The sequence below is a fragment of the Brevibacterium sp. HMSC063G07 genome (assembly GCF_001810665.1).
In the GTDB taxonomy this organism is placed as follows: Bacteria; Actinomycetota; Actinomycetes; order Actinomycetales; family Brevibacteriaceae; genus Brevibacterium.
The window spans coordinates 67635-84440 of record NZ_KV802350.1 but is presented as its reverse complement, the minus strand read 5'-3'; the positions used below and the strand labels follow the sequence as shown (position 1 = coordinate 84440).

Here is a 16806-nt window from a genome sequence, read left to right as displayed (position 1 = left end):
GCACATCGATCCATGCAGCCTGCGCTTCCGGGCGACCCAGGTTCGACATCCAGGCTAGGCTCCGTCATCATGGTTGACAAGTTGGGCGCGCAACTAAATACTCGGATCAAGCACCAGCTGCTACGGAAGGAGCGGTCATGGAACTCCCGGAGTCCTTCGCGGTCGCCTTGCCGGACGCCGACGCATCCGGCCCGATCGCTGCGCGGCTCGATCAACGAGCGAGCCTCGTGCTTGACCATGCGTCGGGCCGTCCCTGGATCCGCGCCCGTCTTCGCGCTGATCCGGTGGTTGTCTCGGACTCGGGTGCGACGCGGTTGGTTCTCATCGGGCCGACCTCGGCGACTCAGCGCGATCTCGTCTCCCTCACTGGTCTCGGACGCGACGTCGCCGGGATCATCGAGAGGGTTCATCGGTTCCATGGGAACTTCGCGATGTACCTGAGCGTCGACGGCCGTACCGTCGCTTGTGGGACGGTGAGCCAGAACCGCAGGCTTTTCCACTCGACGGTCAACGGTGTGACGCTGATCGGTGATCGGGCTGATGTTCTCGCCCAGCTGGGTGAGCGCACGATCAGTCCAGTGGCTGTGGGCATGCGCCTGTTGCCGAACCTCCCGCACCCGCACAATGACTTTGCGATGTGGGATGAGGTGCATCCGGTCGCCGGTGGCGCCTACATCGACGTGGATTCGGGTGGCACCAGAACCTCCACGCGGACCTGGTGGACACGGCCCGCTCCTGAACTCTCCAGGGACGAAGGGGCTGGTCTCCTCCGCGATGCGCTCGACTCGGCGCTGGCGGCTCGTACGGGTTCTGGCGTGGCGGTGTCCGCCGACCTTTCCGGCGGACTGGACTCGACGCCGGTGTGCTACTTCGCGTCGCAGGGTCCTTCCGGGGTGTTGGCGCGAACGTTCTACACCGACGACCCGGGCGGTCGCGAGGATCTCCACTGGGCTGAGCGGGCACTCGTGGCTATGCCGGGTGTCACCGAGCACGAGATCATCTCCGTCGACTCTCTGCCGGACTTCTACGGCGGGCTCGAGGACTTGCACCTCGGGCTGGACGAGCCATCGCAGACGTTCATGGCCGCACCGCGTCTGCTCGCGATGGTCGCCGGGGATGTCGAACGCGGTGTCGGCATCCATTTCACCGGAATCGGGGGCGACCATCTCTTCCGAAGCGTCGCCGCGTGGGATCACGATCTCGCCAGGTCCAAGCCCATGACTGCATGGAGGCGAGCGCGAACCGAGGCACGAGCCAATCGTGTGTCTTTCCGGACGACACTGCGGCAGCTCACCGACCGGCAGGACTATGCGACCTGGCTGAGAACCGCACTCCGTGACGCCAGTCAGCGGTCGGACACGATCGCCCCTCCTGGGCTCAGCGACTGGGGCGCGCCGCTGGCCTTCCCAGCATGGATGACCGACGACGCGGTCGACGCCGTCATCGCCAGGATGATCGAGCTGGCCAGCGACGCATCCAGTCTCAGCAGCAGCGTGGCCGAGCATTTCGACCTCTACACCATGCACGAGGCCGGGCGTGTAGCCAGGGGCATGTCCTATCTCGGCCAGCCCGACGATGTCTTGTTCGACTCTCCGCTCATCGACGACCACGTGATCGAAGCCGTCTTCGCCGTCAGGTACGACGAGCGCGACACCCCGATGGAGTGGAAGCCGCTGATGAAGGAGGCGATGCGGGGGCTGCTACCGGATGACTACCTGCACCGGGCGACGAAGGTCGGTGGAGGACCACAGGCTGTACGTGGTTACGCCAAGCACTACCCGACGCTCGCTGCGATCTGGGAGGAGTCCGGTGTCCTGGACCAGGGCCTAATCGACCGACAGGCCCTGGTCGAAGCCAGCCGGCCCAATGACACGCGGATCCCCTCGCCGATGGTCATCACCCTGACCAATCTCGCACTGTTCCTCCGCGATGTCCATCATTCCCCCGTCCCACAGAGCAGTGAAGAAGCGAGGTAAATGCCATGCCGCGGAAGAAGGATTCCTCTCCCAAGGTCCACGTCGTCGACACCGAGTACGGTCAGGTGCTCCTCAACGAAGCGGACGGCGCCTATCTGCACCTCAATGCCACCGCGGCGCTGATCAAGTCTCGACTCGACGCTGGTGATGACACGGACGCGATCGTTCGTGCGCTGGTCGACGAGTACGACGTGGACGCCGACACCGCTCGCCGCGACGTCGAGGCCTTCTGCCGCGCGCTGGACGAGAAGGGGCTGCGATGAGCTACGTACTCCCTCGCCAAGTAGTGCCGGTGAGATTCCCTCGAAGGGTGCTCATCCAGCTCACTGTCCGTGTCGCCTCGATCATCCAAAGGCGCGACTCCGCCCGTCTGCGCGAGCTGCTGACCACGATTGCGTGTCGAGCCCGCCCCGCTGCCTACGAAGAGACGAACGCTATCAAGGAACAGGTCCTGACGGCGAGCCCCGAGTGCCGCGGGAACGATGCCTGTTTGACCCGTTCGATCACGATCGCGCTGCTCTGCCGTTTGCGCGGCAGATGGCCGTCCTGGTGTGTCGGGGTGTCCTTGACGCCCCCGTTCACCGCACACGCGTGGGTGGAAGCGGAAGACCGCGTCGTCGAGGACATCCTGCTGGTGGGCGACTACCGGACGTTCTACAAAGTCGAGGCCGGTCGTTCCTCAAGGAGCGCGGCCCGTCCCTGAGCTTGCCCTGGCGACCGCCAGGGCATCCCACGATCACGGAAAGGAGGTGAGCATCGTGAAGAAGGCATACGAGAGCCCCGCGCTCGTCGAGCTCGGCGACTTCCACGCCGAGACCGGTTTCGGCCTCGGAGGTCAGACCGAGTTCCTCGTCGCGATCGCGGACCGGTCGATCGGCTGAGGCCGGACCAGCACGTGACTACACACCCGAGCTGTCACGGCTCGGCAAGCACCGAGAGGAGGTGAATCCACGATGAAGACCACCTACATCACTCCGGAGATCGTCGAGCTCGGCGACTTCCACGCCAGCACGGGAGAGTTCCCCTGGGCGCCGGAGATCGAGACGGTTCTCCCGATCCGGGACTTCTCCGCGTGAGCAGTCCCGCCGATCATCGGACGGAAGGTCCCGCGAGCTCTTGCTCCCTGACATCTGCTCCGATGCCTGATCCAGGCAGTGGTTCGGGCAATCCGATGGGCGGTGACCGTGGTGCAACCACCATGGTCACCGCCCATCCCCTGCACAGCAGCGCCCAGCATCACGGGAGGAGGTGGGGACATGACCCGCACGACACAGGATTCTGCTGCCCTCGTCGCTCTACTTCCGCTCGTGAAGGCACGCACCCGGCCCCTTATCGCTGTCGCGGTGCTCTCCGTTCTCACAGCTGCCACAACCCTGGCTCAGCCACTCGTGGTGAACAGGCTCATTACCCTCTTCGGGTCCGGGCACCTCGCAGGGTGGGTGGCACTGCTCATCGCCTTGCTGCTGCTCGGCTCCATCTTGGCAGCCCTGCAGAAGTACCTCCTGACCCGAACTGCCGAGCAGACCGTTCTCGACCTGCGCAAGCGGATCGTCCGTCGGATGATCCGTCTGCCGCTGCGGGTCTACGACACCAGCCACAGCGGCGACCTGACCACCCGTCTCAGCGCCGACACATCGATGGTCCGCGCCGTGTTCACCGGGGGCGCTGTCGACGCGGTCGGAAGCGTGTTCCTGTTCGTCGGTGCGATCATCGCCATGGCGACCATCGACCCGCCCATGCTCGTCGTGGTCCTCGCCGTCGCTGGTACCGGAGTGGCCGTCGTCATCCTCGCCTCCCGCCGTATCCGCAGCTCGACGGTAGCCGCCCAAGACGCTGTAGGCAGGCTCGCCGCAAGCATGGAACGCGCCCTTTTCGCCATCCGCACGGTGAAGGCGACCCGCGCAGAATCGCAGCTCGAGAAGGGCATCGTCGCTGACGCGGAAGAAGCGTACGACCGAGGTCTCAGGATCGCTCGCACGGAGGCCCTGCTATCTCCCGTAAGCGGCGTCGTCGTACAAGCCGCGCTACTCATCGTCATCGGAATCGGCGGGATGCGTGTGGCCTCCGGCGCGCTGTCTCTCGCCGATCTGGTCACATTCGTCCTGTTCCTGTTCATGCTCATCAACCCCCTAGGGCGCGTCTTCACGTCGCTGGTCACGATCCGTGGCGCGCAGGGCGCGATGGAACGGATCAACAGGCTCATGGGGATCCCGATCGAAGGAGAGGGCGAGCGCCCCAGTGGTGGTGCAGTCGAAGCAGACGGCGCAGACACACGCACGCCGCACCTCTCGGTTCAGCACGTCACGTTCTCCTACGACGATGGGGCTCCTGTCCTCGACGATGTGTCCTTCAGACTGGAAGAAGGCGCCACAACCGCGATCGTCGGCCCCTCGGGGTCAGGCAAGTCGACCTTGCTCTCGCTGATTGAGCGCTTCTACGAGCCAGACTTCGGACGGATTGAGCTAGGCGGCGAGGACATCAGCACCGTCGATCGTGATCACCTCCGAGGCCGTATCGCCTACGTCGAGCAGAATCCTGTGGTTCTCTCCGGCACCGTGCGCGAGAACCTGCAGCTGGGCTTCCCGACGGTCACCGAAGAGGCATGCCAGGAAGTCCTCGACATGGTCAACCTCCGCGAAAGATTCGAGCGCGACGATGGCCTCGACACGGTGTTGGGTGAGCGCGGAGTCAACCTCTCCGGCGGGGAGAAGCAGCGCCTCTCGCTCGCTCGAGCCCTGCTCAGCCCCGCCCAGCTCCTCCTTGACGAACCGACGTCAGCAATGGACTCCGGCAACGAAGAAGCCATCCAAATCGCGCTTAAGCAACTCGGCGGCACTCGTACGATGATCGTCGTCGCCCACAGGCTGGCAACGGTCCAGCAGGCAGACCAGATCATCGTCCTTGACGAAGGCTCGGTCGCCGCCGTCGGGGACCACCAGGAGCTACTCAGGACCTCGAGCCTGTACCAGGGGCTTGCTAGGAACCAGTTCGTGAGGGACCGATGACGGGCATCGTCGAAGCATGCAGGAGCCCAGGTCAAGCTGGAGCCAGGCCACCAACGGCCGCCCCAAGTAGAGTTGGGCGGGTGCGTGTCGCGTCAGCCCGAAGCAACGAAGAGAGGTGCTCACACGATGAGCAACGGCAGGTGTCTATGACCAACCGAATAGAAGATGCAATGCTGCGCGAGGGCCCTGCCCGGCCCCGGCAGCAGCGCTCGATCGCAACGAGAGCAAAGCTCCTGGACGCCGCAGGCCGAGTGTTTGCGAGACTCACATTCGCCGAGGCGCGACTTAAGGACATAAGCAAAGAGTCCGGCATCAGTAGCGAAGGCGCTCTCTTCTTCCACTTTGGAAAGAAGGAAGACATCGCGGCCGCTGTCATCGAAGCCCAGCAAGAACGCATGCTCAGCGTGCTCGACGCAGCACTCGAGAGTGACCTCCCGGCACCCGAAACGATCCTCCGGCTGGCCGACGATCTGGCACGCCTGATCGCCGATGACTCCTTGGTTCAAGGCGGCATTCGCCTCATAAACCAGCCGAGCGTCGACTTTCCGACGAATACGAGCAACCCGTTCTTCCGGTGGATCGATATCGTGAAAGATGTTATCGATACCGGAAAAGGCGACGGTTCCATTCCCTCACATGTCGCGACTGCTGAGGCTGCCGAAGTCATCAATGCCATGTTCATCGGAGAACAGGTGCTCGCGGGTCTCGCTGACTCCTGGGCATCACTCCCTGCAAGGATAGAACGCCTTCACCCATACATCCGCGGGGCCCTCAACGGCTCTCTAGGCTGATTTCTCAGGCTCTAGTGACTCGTGGAGATATATGGCGATCGTGTTGCGCGGCGCGGTTTTCTGCCGTCGAGAAACGAGGAGGATGGCGCTGTCGTAGTCTGCGATGTCCGCCAAAAGAATGTGCCGGTCTATAAAACCAGCGAGACCAGTAAGGGATGGCAGCGCCACGTCGCCATCACAAGCCGAAAATCCTCACGGGGCTCGCTCAGCGCGGCGCCGTGGCCGGCGCGTTCGTCAGCATGGGCGCCTTCTTGTGAGGCAGCTCGGCGCTCACGGTCACAGAGAGCGTCCTTGGTCTCGTCGGATAGGGCTCCGGCGAGCGTCCGCCTCGAATCCGCTGTTGATCTCGTTGACGTTGCGGAGAGCAGCCGCAGCGTGCCGGTACTGGGCGTCCTGCGCGGTACCGCGGATCTGCTTCGGTTCACCCAGCGGCGCCGCATCTTCGATGTCGTTGCGGTACCGATACAGCATGACGGTAGCGGCGTTCTCCATCCACGCTGTCCGGACCCGCCCCCGCGTCGGTGGGGTTCCCAGTTCCTTCGTCCAGTCTTCCCCAGTATCAAGTGCATGCAGGAGAAGCCTGCGTGCTCCTGCTTCGATGAGGTCCTGGCGAGCGGTTAGCGCTGCCTGCATGTCGTCGTCGAGGGGTCCGGCTGGTGTGGGGATGAGGCCGGCGACGCGGGGCCGAGCGTCGCGGCGTCGCGGGAGCGACCGGGTTGCCTTCTCGACGATGGACGCCAGCTGCGCGGCAGGATCGTTCTGATCGTCCCCGGGTGTAATGGTCGGGGCCAGGGATGTGAGGAGCGTGGTGAGGTAGTGGCCGTCGGCTTCGTGGCGGGACAGTGCTGCTTCGAGGCGCTCGTAGTAGGCGCTGGTGAACACGGCGTCGGCCACCTCGGGGGTGAATGGGGCGACGTCGAGCAGGGCCTCCCAGCGGTCGTGGTCGGCTTCGCGGGCGAGCACGTCGTACTCATCCATCAGAGTCTTCAGGGAGGCGTGCCTGTCGATCTCGGCCTTCAGGGTCTCGGTGGCTGAGAGGTCTGCGTCGCTGCGCGCGAGCACGCGGGCCAGCTGCTCGACTCGGGTCAGCTCTTCGGGCGGGTCGAGGTGGGGTTCGAGCTCGTGCGGATCTGGCTGCACGACGTAGGCATGGTTGGACTCGCGTCCGCGGGTCATCGCGACGTAGAACAGCTCCCTGGAGGCGCTGTTGGGGTCGATGAGTGCGTGCGCGGTGTCGACCGTCGCCCCCTGGGCGCGGTGTGCGGTGGTGCTGTAGCCGAGTTCTACGTCTTCGGCCACGTAGCTGGCCGGCAGCGTGAGGGCCCTGCCGTGGGGGCGGTCGCCTTTGCCGAGGCGGCGGACGGTCAGCGACCCGTCTTTGCCGCGGCCGGTGACCTGCCAGCGGTCGCCGTTCTTCACCCAGTTCATGCTCCCGGTCGTCAGGCGGCGCTCGTTGCGGCGGGTGACGATCAGATCGCCGACGCCGGCCTCGGTTCCGTCCCGCAGCGCGACGCCCTGCTCTTTGACGTCGCCGGTGGCGATGAGGTCGGCGCGGGCGCGCTGGTTGAGTTCGGCGACGGTCTCGGCGTTGCCGGCGATCATGAGGGTGGACAGTCCGGTCTCGCGGTCGGCCTGCCAGGCCTGGTAGAGCGCATCGAGCATGTTCTCGAGCTCGCCATCGTGCAGGCGGCCCTCGTCCTCGTAGGTGTCGAGGGCCGCGGTCTTCCCGAGACGCAGGCCCATGCTGGCGTTCTTCTCCCAGTCGTGGGTGAACCGGTGGATACCAGTCAGCGTGGGAACGGCGCCGCGGTGGCGCACGATCATGCCGAACGCCCCACCGGTCTCCACGCTGGCCAGCTGCGCCCAGTCCCCAATCAGCACGACCTTCGCACCGACCTCGGCGGCATGCGTGACAATCCGGTCAAGGGTCAGGGTGCCGGCCAGCGAGGCTTCATCGAGGAGAACGAGCTGCCCGGCGGCGAGGTCCCAGCGGCCCTTGTCGTGTTCGTAGAGGAACTTCGCCGAGTTCTCCGCCCGCACCCCCAACGAGTCACCGAGGACCTCGGCAGCCGCAGCTGACGGCGCCAGCCCGATCACCGAGTCTCTGCCGTGCTCGGCGACCCACGCCCGCCGCAAGGCCCTCAGCGCGGTGGTCTTGCCGGACCCGGCGGGACCGACCAGCAGGTCCAGCGTGAGACCGGACCGCGCGATCCGTGTCACCGCGCTCACCTGGTCAGTGGCGAGCCGAACCCGGTCGATCTTCCGCCGGGTATGGCGGCGTATCCGCCGCTCGTCTACGGCAGGAGCCTTGGTGCGGTCGGAGTGGTCGAGCAGGCGCTGTTCGGCGTCGAGGATCTCCTGCGAGGTATAGGCGATCTGGTCGACCGGCTGGAACCGATTCGCCCCCTCCGCATCGACATAGTGATCAGGCACGAGCCGGTCGTAGCCGGGAGTCAGCCGTACCGAGGCCTCCTCGGCCTGGTGCACGATGCGGTCGAGCACCGTGGTGCGGTCCTCGGTGGTAGCGAACCGTGCGCCCATGAGCTGGCGGGCGGTCTCGGCGTGGAGGTTCCACCGCGACCAGGTGGCGCGCCGGTCGCCGACCTCGGCCAGCACCTTCTCCGCCACCTTGCTGATCTGCTCCGGGGTGATGTTGTCGGCGCGCACCACGGTGTGGGGATTGCGTGCAAGCACGCCGTGCGCCCAGCCGGTTGCGTCTTCGCCCAGCAGCTCGGTCGCGCGGGCACGCCACCGCGCAGTCAGCTCGGCCAAGGAGTGCAGTTCCTTGTTCGGACGGGTCTCCAGGGTTGCCTGCTGGCGCAACCGCGCGATCGCCGCCTTCGACGGTGCATGCCCGTGCGTGGTGGTGTACTCCTCGATCAGCCGCTGAGTGGCCTGTGCGATGCCCTCGCCGTCGGTAGTGCCGGTGGTGCGCTGGGAGAACACGGCGATGAGCTCAGCGGGCACCCCGTCGATTTCCCATCCGGGGTTGCGGTCCTGGCCGCGGTCGACATCCGTCCAGGCGAGGCCGAGCATGCGCGTGGTGTGATCGGCCAGCAGCGCGTTGTACGTCGCCGACAAGGCGACGGTGGCCCGGTGCAGGGTGCGAGAGTCCAGGCTGCGCCACCTGCCGTCGATGCCCTGGACCTTGTTCGACACGACCAGGTGCGTGTGCAGCTGCGGATCCCCGGCCCGCGAGTCGAAGTGATCGAAACCCGCAGCGATCACGCCAGTCACGGGCATACGTGCCACGCCACCGTGCCCGACGCGGGTTGCCGCGACCCGTTCCTCGAGCAGGGCCAGCACGTCGCGCACGGCGGCATGGTGGGCCTCGGCGATGCGGGATTGCGTGGCGGCATCGGCAACGCCCCACAGCACGCTCACCGACTTCGGCGGCGAGAACGTGAGATCGAATCCCGCAACGGCCTTGGGCTGCTTGCGTGCAATCTCCTCGTTGCGGATCTCCTCGATCGCCCGCTCGCGCGCCTGGGCCGGCAGCTCGTCGGACAGGCGCGCAATGCGGTCAGCGATGCGTTCCTGCGCCGAACGCATCTTCGGATACGGCAGGCCCAGTTTCGCACCGGTCAGGGGGTGCACGCCGCGGCCGAGGAGCTTCTCGAGATGCTCCTCGGTCACCGTGTCACCGATCGCGAGCGCTGGGCCCTGTCCGGTGTCGAGGCTGTCGAGTCCGCGGCCGGCCCAGGTGCCGGGCGGGCAGCCCGTCTCGGTGTAGTAGCGAGTCAGGGATGAACCGGCCTCGCGGGGCACGTCGGCAGTGGCGACAGACTTCAGGAGGTACTCGTAGCCCGATCCAGACGACATCACGCGGATCGTCATCACCATCACGTACCCCCTCCCCGAGAAGGCCTCGGAGAGGGGCCGCCTCGGGGGTTAGGTGCGCGTCAGCGCACCCCGGGCACCCCTGGTGCCAACAGTGTGTGGGGTGCGCGGGGCTGTAGTAGGGACGGCAGCTCTCTAGGCGCCGGACGACGCGAGGACCGGCAAGGGACCGGGTCGGGTTGGTCAGTGGATGCGGAAGCGGGCGCGGTATTCGGCCGGGGTGACGTTGAGAGCGCGGCGGAAGGCGCGGGTGAGGGTGTCGACGGTGCCGAATCCGCAGGCAGCTGCGATGCGGGTGAGGGTGTCGTCGCTGGTCTCCAACCGGTTCCGCGCGACTTCCAGGCGGGCCGATTCGAGGTAGGCGGCCGGGGTCATGCCCAGCTCGGTCTTGAAGATCCGGGTGAGCTGCCGGTCGCTGACGTGGAGCCGTTCGGCGAGCTCGGCGACCGTGAGCGGTTCGGCCAGGTGCTCCCGGATGTAGTGGCGCAGCTCGTCCACCCGCCGCGTCGTCGAGGCCGGTTCCAAGGGCACGCTGAACTGGCTCTGCCCGCTGGGACGCTTGAGGTAGACGACCAACTGGCGGGCGACCTTCTGCGCGAGCGCTTCACCGAAGTCATCAGCGACCAGGGCCAGGGCAAGATCGAGACAAGAGCTGATACCGGCACCGGTCCACACGTCCCCGTCACGGATGAAGATCGGGTCGGCGTCCACGGTGATCGCGGGATGCTCGGCGGCGAGTTGCTGGGCCGTCGACCAGTGCGTCGTCGCCCGCTTGCCGTCGAGCAATCCCGTCGCGGCGAGCACGTGTGCGCCGACGCACACCGAGGTGACCCGGCGGGTGCGCGGCGCCAGGTCCGCGACATGCGCGGCGATCTCGGGATCGACCAGCGCGGTGACCCGCCGGTCCTCATCGACATCGACCGCCCCGGGCACGACCAAGGTGTCGATGGACCGGCCCTCGAGATCGGTGAAGGTCGCATCCGGCAGGACACGCACACCCGCCGATGTCGTCACCGGCTCCATCGACGGTGCGACCAGAAGGACCTCGTAGCCGGTCGGCTCATCCATCTCGCGCTGCAGGAGCGCGAACACCTCCGGCGGGCCGGTCACGTCGAGCAGATCGACCCGCTCGAACAGCACCACCACCACGAGACGTTCAACCACGCCCTTCACCCCTTCTCAGCTGAACCCACTCCTCGACATGTCGGTATTTGCAGGTTACATGACATTGCCGACGCGCTGGGTCGGATCATAGCGTCGAAGTACCCCCTCCCGGACACGGGAGGAACCCGGAACTCTTAGGACGAGGAGAACGATGGCACGCACGACACTCCGCCAGCTCAACGGCTTCGACGACACCCCGGCCACCCTGGCCGACTCGACCCTGGTCATGGTCGACTTCCAGAACACCTACACCCGCGGCGTGATGGAACTCGAGGGCTGGGAACCGGCCCTGGACGCGGGCGCCGATCTCCTGGCGCGCGCACGCCAGGCCGGGGCGACGGTCATCCACATCGTCAACGACGGTGGCGACGGCACCCCGTACGACATCCACGACGAGATCGGCCAGATCCACCCGAGGGTCGCACCAATCGAGGGCGAGGCCGTGGTCGCCAAGACCGCGCCGAACGCCTACGTGGGCACCAACCTCGGCGAGCTCGTCGCCGCCGCCGGCCATGACGACGTCATCATCGCCGGCTTCATGACCAACATGTGCGTCACCTTCACCGCCGAGGGCACCTTCCTGCACGGGAAGAAGCCCACCGTGGTCGCCAGCGCCTGCGCGACCCGCCCGCTGCAGACCGCCGTGGCCGAGGTGCCCTCGACCCAGCTGCACAACAGCGCGCTGGCCACGATCGCCGACCTCTACGGCGTCGTCGTTGCCGACCCCGGCAACCTCCGGTAACACCCCGAACCCGGCGAGACGGTAACCCGAACTCGCCACGGCTCTGGTGCCCGACCCCCGACCCCGGGGGGCCGGGCACCAGAGGTCACATCACACTGCATCTTCAAGGAGGAAGAGACCCATGGGTTACGAGAACCAGGGATGCCCGGTCCGCCACGACCACGGCGGAAACCCCAGCCACCACCAGCAGCCGCGCCCACAGGGTCCGTCACGCTCGCCGCACCGTCGCGCCGAGGACATCGACCCGCACGACCTGGACATGACCGCGTACTGGTCCAGCCCGACGGTGCGCGCCCGGAACGCGATCTTCCAGATCGACACCGACATGCAGCGCAACTACGCCGCCCTCAAGGCCGAGCTCATCGAGCACCTGTCCCCGGTGATCATCGTGAACAACGATCCGCAGGGCGGGGAGTACACGCTCGTGCACAACGGGAAGACCGAGACCCTCCACCCGATCCCGGAGACCTTCGAGCTGGCCAAGTCGATCGCGCACGTCCCGCTGGGGATCTTCTCGATCATCGCGCCCTACCTCAAGGGGTCCGAGACCAGCGACTGGGTCGCCCCGCTCTCCGCGTTCGCCGACACCCTCGGCGCCGCCCGCCAACAGCTGCGGGACGCGGACCTGCCGGGCGAGCTGGAGCGCTCGTGCCGGCACATCCTCGACTCCGGCATCCGGTTCATCGAGAAGTCGATCGAGCTCGGCTACTTCTCCATCCGGTCGTTCGAGGCGTTCTCCGGCAGCGTCTACGACAGCATCCGCACCAACATGTGGTACGCCTCCGATGCCCAGATCACCGGGGTCCAGAAGATCATGAAGCGGTGGAAGAAGAAGATCGGCCACCAGCAGTGGAAGGACCTCTACGTCGTGGTGATCTCGATCTGGACGACCTCGGTACTCAACCAGAACTCCATCATCATCCGCGAGCTCATGGACCCCGCCCGCGTCGACACGCACCTGATCGACCTGCCCGCCGCCGAGATCCCCGAGGACTACGTCTTCGTCGCCCTCGACAACCTCGCCCGCATCGTGCAGGACAACGTCGCCGCGGAGATGGTCTTCCCCACCGACCAGGAAGTCGCCGACGCCCTCAAGGGCACCGAAGACCTCCTCTCGGACACCATCCTCGAACAGCTCCACGGGGAGAGCGACCGCCCGGCCACCACCGCCTCCGGCGGGGATGCGGACGCCAACGCGGCCTAGCAGCCGTTGCAGCATCTCCTCGAACGCCCTGCCCTCCTGGCCGCGATGTGTTTTTCGTGGCCAGGAGGGCTTGTCGCTGCCGCCCGACTCTCCGTACGAGACCTCCTTCGCCAGAGACGAGGACTGGGCGGAGCAGGCACGCAAGTTCGCTCCAAGCGAAGCGGTTTTTGGCATCGGGGACGCGCGGAAGGAGCCGGCGAGATGCCTCACCTAAATGGTGGTTTTGAGCAGATCCCAGAACTGTCCGATCCGTTCAGGAAGGTCGGCCCATTGGCCGTTCACCGCAGTGGTCAGGCCGGCGAAGGTGGCCAGGACAGTGGCGGTGAATCCGTCTGCGGTTGTCCCGTCGGGTAGGCCCGATAGGTCCCGGCCTACCGCTCTGCGCAGTACCTGGAGCTGGCGCTTGTAGGGGTGAGGACGGCGTGGATCGATGTGATGAGACTCGACGGCGAGCCTGGCTGCGCCTTGGAGGCGTTGATCGGTGGCGTAATGGTTGGCGGCCAGCAGGAGGAGTTCGCGAACGGCGGCGACGCCAGTCAGTGATCGGCCGCGGATGGTCTTCTCCCATGCCGCCCATGCGGTGCGCTCGTAGTCCAGGAGCACCCGAGCGAGCTGCTTCGTATCGCCGAATCGGGCGCGAATCTCGCGGGGGCCGACCTCTGCTCGCTCGCTGATCTGATCCAAAGTGGTCGCGTAGAAGCCATGAGCAGCGTACTCGGCTCCTGCGGCATCAAGGATGCGCTGGCTGGCACATCGGGGATGCGCGAGTTCGGGGAGATGCCCCAGGCCGGACAGTACGGCTTGGGCGAACCACTCGAGATAGTCGTCGTCGAGCGCGGGACGCTCGGGCAGCATCACGTGTAGCAGAAGGGGCCCGAGCAGGAGAAGGAACACGGCCTCGGTATCGACTCCCGGAGGAATCTCGTCGCGCTCGACCGCGCGCCGTATCATCAGCGCTATGGAGTCCGACCAGGGGTCGATGAGGGTTCGACCGAAGTCGACCCCGGGCAGACGCCGTTCTGCGACGACTAGGGCCAGGCCAGCGGATATCGCGGGGTCGGCGAGACTGTCGCGTAGTCGCCGGAGGGTCGCGGTGAGGTCACCACGAAGACTGCCTGTGTCTGGCCCCTGTCCCCCGGTGAGACGATCGGCGACGACGGAGAGAGCGAGCGCAGCGGTGTTCGGAAAGCGGCGATAGATCGCCGGTTTGCCCACCCCTGTGCGCTCCGAGAGGGCGTGCACCGTGAGCTTGCTGCCCTCGGCGAGGATCTCGGCCGCGGCTTGTCGAAGTGCTGGGGTGAAGCTGGGGTCGAGGGGTCTCCCTGAACGGCCAGGCATGTTGGGATGTGCCACCTTGGGTGTCGCGTCACGTATTGCGCAAGAGCCTGCCGACTGCACAGACGCGACTGGATTCGTGCTCCGCACCGGCCTGCAGCGGGCGCTGCTATTTGGCGTCGACCATCGTTGCTCGGCGATGCGCCAACAGCTGGTGCGGTCAGGCTGAGATCAGATGTGTTCCAGTCCAGGCGTCGCGGATCGCGTCGGCGAGGGCGAGGGCGAAGTCCTCGTAGCTAATGCTGGACTGAAGAAACGTGCGTTCGTCGGCGGCGGGCGGCCGTCTCCGGAAAGAGCCGGTGAACTGCCCCTCGGGTTGGTAGCTGGGTGGCGGGATGAGGTAAGCCCATCGGTGTGGCGCCGTCTCGGATTCGAGGTGGTCTCGGAGTGCGGCATGGGCGACTCCGCGCGGGAGAGTCACGGTGGGAAAGGCGGGGTCTTGCCAGAAACGTCGGCCGTTGCCCATATGGAGCGCCCCGGCTCCGCCAACGTGGACAATCAACGGAGTCTTAGACTCGTCTTGAGCGTCGACGATCCGGTCATGGAGATCGATCAGTGCTGTCGCCGCGATCTCCTCTCGCAGCCGGATGGTGTTGACGACGATGTCGATGCCTGTGAGTGCTTCTCGCATACGGGTGGGGTCATCGATGTCGATGGCCCGCGCATCGTCGGCGTGCTCAGGTACCGGCAGTGGTCGCGTGGCGTCTCCGGGTCGAACTCCCGCATGCAGAAGTATACCCGCGGGGCGATGGTTCAGCAGGAAACTGCCGGTGCGGCCAGTAGCCCCCAGGAGTAGGACATCAGTCATGACCGGGTCGCCTTTCGGTTGAGCATGGAGACACAGAGGATGGACACTGCGGCAATGACCAGAAGCGCGACCAGAACGATAGCCAGAGTGCTGAGGTTGGTGATCGCACCACCTACGATCGGGCCGATGCTGGCTCCGATGAAGAGGATGAATCCGTTGATGGCCATCCCGCTGCCCCGATTCGGGGCGGCTGTCTCTCCGTACAGGTTGATCATGGACGGTACAGCCAGGGCGACGCCCGCGACATAGACGATGCTCGCGGCGATCAGGCCGGGCAAGGTGCCGGAGAGGAAGAATTCTCCGAGCATGCCCACAGCCGCGAGCGTGAAGCCGGTCTGGGCGACCCGGACGATGCCGAAACGCTTCGCGAGAGCCCCAACGCCGAGGCTGACGAACATCGCTGGCAGGGCGGCCAATCGGATGAGAATGATGTCGGAGGCAGGCACGTCGAGGCTTTCCAGGTGCTGTCCGATGCCGGTGTAGAGGGCGACAAAGGACAGCAGAAGCGTCACGTGCGCGATGCTGAGCAGCACGATCGCTGGCATGACCAGCAGTCGCGCAAGGTTGCCGAACTGTTTGAGGAGCGACATCGACGGGGCATGCTTGGGCGCCTCGGTCACGAGCGTGAGGATCAGCACGAAGGTGATCGCGAGAACGACACCGCAGAGCACGAAGAACCACGACCAGCCCGCTTGCAGCGCCACCGTGGAGGCTACGACCTGGCCGAAGATGCCCGCGACCAGGAACGCGGTCGACATCGCTCCGATCGCTCCAGCCCGTCTGTTGGGTGCGACAGCCTCGGTCAGATAGGCCAGCGCAACGGGGGCGAACCCGGCTGCCGAGAGGCCCTGGAGAGCACGCAGCGCCGCCATCACCGGCACGGAGGAAGCCGTCGCGCACACAAGCGTGGCAACCGCGAGCACCCCGATGGCGACGGCCATGACCCGCTTTCGACCGTACCGGTCGGAGATCGGCCCCCAGATGAGGAAGCCCACGGCGTAGGTGAGGCTGAAGCTCGTCGACAGGGCGAAGGTCGCATCAGCCCCGAGGTCGGCAGCCACTGGACTCAAGAGCGGGATCGCCGCGTAGAGCTGTGTCAGGACGAACAGGGCCGTCACTACCAGGATGACGACGGCGACCCCGCCAGCCGGGAAGTCCGGGCTGGCGATGTCACGTGAGGGCGACCTCTCCGGAGCCGTCGTTTCGGGATGTGGGAGGTTCGAGGGCATGCACGTCTCCTTCCAACGCAATCGTTGGAATTTACCCTAGTATGCTCGGGCGTGGGGTGCAACCTCAACGTTGGAGATGCAATTTAGGAGTGTGACGCAGACTGTGGCCTGGGACACAGAGGGAACCAAGCGCAAGATCAAGGACGCGGCCACGGTGGAGTTCGCCGACCGCGGGCCGGATGGCACGACGATCGAGCAGATCGCGAAGAAGGCAGGTGTCAACAAGGAGCGGGTGTACAACTACTTCGGAGGCAAGAAGGAGCTCTTCGCTGCGGTGTTGCGTGACGAGTTGGCGCAGGTCGCTCAGTCGGTGCCCGTGGCCTCGTTCGCCAGGGAGGACGTCGGGGACTACGCCGGGCGGGTCTACGACTATCACCGTGAGCGGCCCGAGCTGATCCGCCTGTTGCGTTGGGAGGCTCTGGCATTCGACGACGAAGTGCCCGACGAGGCCCAGCGGAGGGAGTATTACGGCTACAAGTCGGCTGCTGTCGTGGGGGGGCAGGAGGCGGGCACGATCACCCGCGACATTGATGCCGCCCATCTGATTCTGTTCGTGCTCTCGATCGCGGGCTGGTGGTCCACGGTGCCTCAGGTGGCCCGGATGCTGTGTGGTCCGCCCACCGAGGAGGAGCATTGCAGGCGACGCGCGGCTGTTGTCACAGCGGCCCGTCGCCTTGCGGCCGCTGACACGGCGTGAGCGACAGTGGAGGGG

The 16806-nt window shown here is 66.0% G+C and carries 15 protein-coding genes; 10 read left to right on the top strand and 5 right to left on the bottom strand.

Translation table 11 applies throughout. From position 1 onward, the window contains the following. Positions 1 to 137 precede the first annotated feature (137 nt). The 7 genes from HMPREF2757_RS05810 (at position 138) to HMPREF2757_RS05790 (ending at position 5772) form a co-directional block, all read left to right on the top strand. Positions 138 to 1976, top strand: a complete 1839-nt coding sequence (locus HMPREF2757_RS05810; protein WP_070574215.1) for an asparagine synthase-related protein — start codon at positions 138 to 140, stop codon at positions 1974 to 1976. A 5-nt stretch (positions 1977 to 1981) separates the two neighbouring features. Beyond that, entirely contained in the window at positions 1982 to 2239 is a 258-nt protein-coding gene (locus HMPREF2757_RS05805; protein ID WP_070574214.1) for a lasso peptide biosynthesis PqqD family chaperone, read from the top strand. Next, positions 2236 to 2679, top strand: coding sequence for a lasso peptide biosynthesis B2 protein (locus HMPREF2757_RS05800; RefSeq protein ID WP_070574212.1), 444 nt, complete (start codon positions 2236 to 2238; stop codon positions 2677 to 2679). Before HMPREF2757_RS05805 ends, HMPREF2757_RS05800 begins: the two co-directional genes overlap by 4 nt. Before the next feature lie 55 nt (positions 2680 to 2734). Further along, positions 2735 to 2857 carry a keywimysin-related RiPP gene (locus HMPREF2757_RS11690; protein ID WP_176745897.1) on the top strand — a complete coding sequence of 41 codons (123 nt, stop codon included), beginning with the start codon at positions 2735 to 2737 and terminating at the stop codon, positions 2855 to 2857. A 72-nt stretch (positions 2858 to 2929) separates the two neighbouring features. After that, positions 2930 to 3052, top strand: coding sequence for a hypothetical protein (locus HMPREF2757_RS12110; RefSeq protein ID WP_256278276.1), 123 nt, complete (start codon positions 2930 to 2932; stop codon positions 3050 to 3052). 180 nt (positions 3053 to 3232) lie between these two features. Next, the gene (locus HMPREF2757_RS05795; protein WP_070574210.1) at positions 3233 to 4981 is read left to right on the top strand and encodes an ABC transporter ATP-binding protein; all 1749 of its coding nucleotides are present in this window, start codon (positions 3233 to 3235) and stop codon (positions 4979 to 4981) included. Between the two features lie 170 nt (positions 4982 to 5151). Further along, entirely contained in the window at positions 5152 to 5772 is a 621-nt protein-coding gene (locus tag HMPREF2757_RS05790) for a TetR/AcrR family transcriptional regulator (RefSeq protein WP_070574208.1), read from the top strand. A gap of 276 nt (positions 5773 to 6048) precedes the next feature. On the opposite strand, the gene mobF is transcribed toward HMPREF2757_RS05790, so the two are convergent. Continuing rightward, entirely contained in the window at positions 6049 to 9615 is a 3567-nt protein-coding gene (gene mobF, locus HMPREF2757_RS05785; RefSeq protein WP_083304129.1) for a MobF family relaxase, read from the bottom strand. A 180-nt stretch (positions 9616 to 9795) separates the two neighbouring features. After that, entirely contained in the window at positions 9796 to 10776 is a 981-nt protein-coding gene (locus tag HMPREF2757_RS05780) for a GlxA family transcriptional regulator (RefSeq protein WP_070574436.1), read from the bottom strand. Positions 10777 to 10927: 151 nt separating this feature from the next. Here HMPREF2757_RS05780 and HMPREF2757_RS05775 point away from each other — a divergent pair, with 151 nt between their 5' ends. Then, positions 10928 to 11518: an isochorismatase family protein gene (locus tag HMPREF2757_RS05775; protein ID WP_070574206.1), complete on the top strand. Its 591-nt coding sequence runs from the start codon at positions 10928 to 10930 to the stop codon at positions 11516 to 11518. A 121-nt stretch (positions 11519 to 11639) separates the two neighbouring features. Then, positions 11640 to 12722, top strand: coding sequence for a hypothetical protein (locus HMPREF2757_RS05770; RefSeq protein WP_218079076.1), 1083 nt, complete (start codon positions 11640 to 11642; stop codon positions 12720 to 12722). Between the two features lie 210 nt (positions 12723 to 12932). On the opposite strand, the gene HMPREF2757_RS05765 is transcribed toward HMPREF2757_RS05770, so the two are convergent. The 3 genes from HMPREF2757_RS05765 to HMPREF2757_RS05755 form a co-directional block, all read right to left on the bottom strand. Further along, complete coding sequence (locus tag HMPREF2757_RS05765) at positions 12933 to 14060, bottom strand: TetR/AcrR family transcriptional regulator C-terminal ligand-binding domain-containing protein (RefSeq protein ID WP_070574204.1); 1128 nt, start codon at positions 14058 to 14060, stop codon at positions 12933 to 12935. 157 nt (positions 14061 to 14217) lie between these two features. Beyond that, a complete protein-coding gene (locus tag HMPREF2757_RS05760) occupies positions 14218 to 14865 on the bottom strand; it encodes an NAD(P)-dependent oxidoreductase (RefSeq protein ID WP_070574202.1) in 648 nt (215 codons plus the stop codon). After that, positions 14862 to 16094: an MFS transporter gene (locus HMPREF2757_RS05755; RefSeq protein ID WP_070574201.1), complete on the bottom strand. Its 1233-nt coding sequence runs from the start codon at positions 16092 to 16094 to the stop codon at positions 14862 to 14864. Before HMPREF2757_RS05755 ends, HMPREF2757_RS05760 begins: the two co-directional genes overlap by 4 nt. 91 nt (positions 16095 to 16185) lie before the next feature. On the opposite strand from HMPREF2757_RS05755, the gene HMPREF2757_RS05750 reads away from it, so the two are divergent. Further along, on the top strand, positions 16186 to 16791 hold the full coding sequence (locus HMPREF2757_RS05750; RefSeq protein WP_256278275.1) for a TetR/AcrR family transcriptional regulator: 606 nt from the start codon (positions 16186 to 16188) through the stop codon (positions 16789 to 16791). Positions 16792 to 16806: the final 15 nt, after the last annotated feature.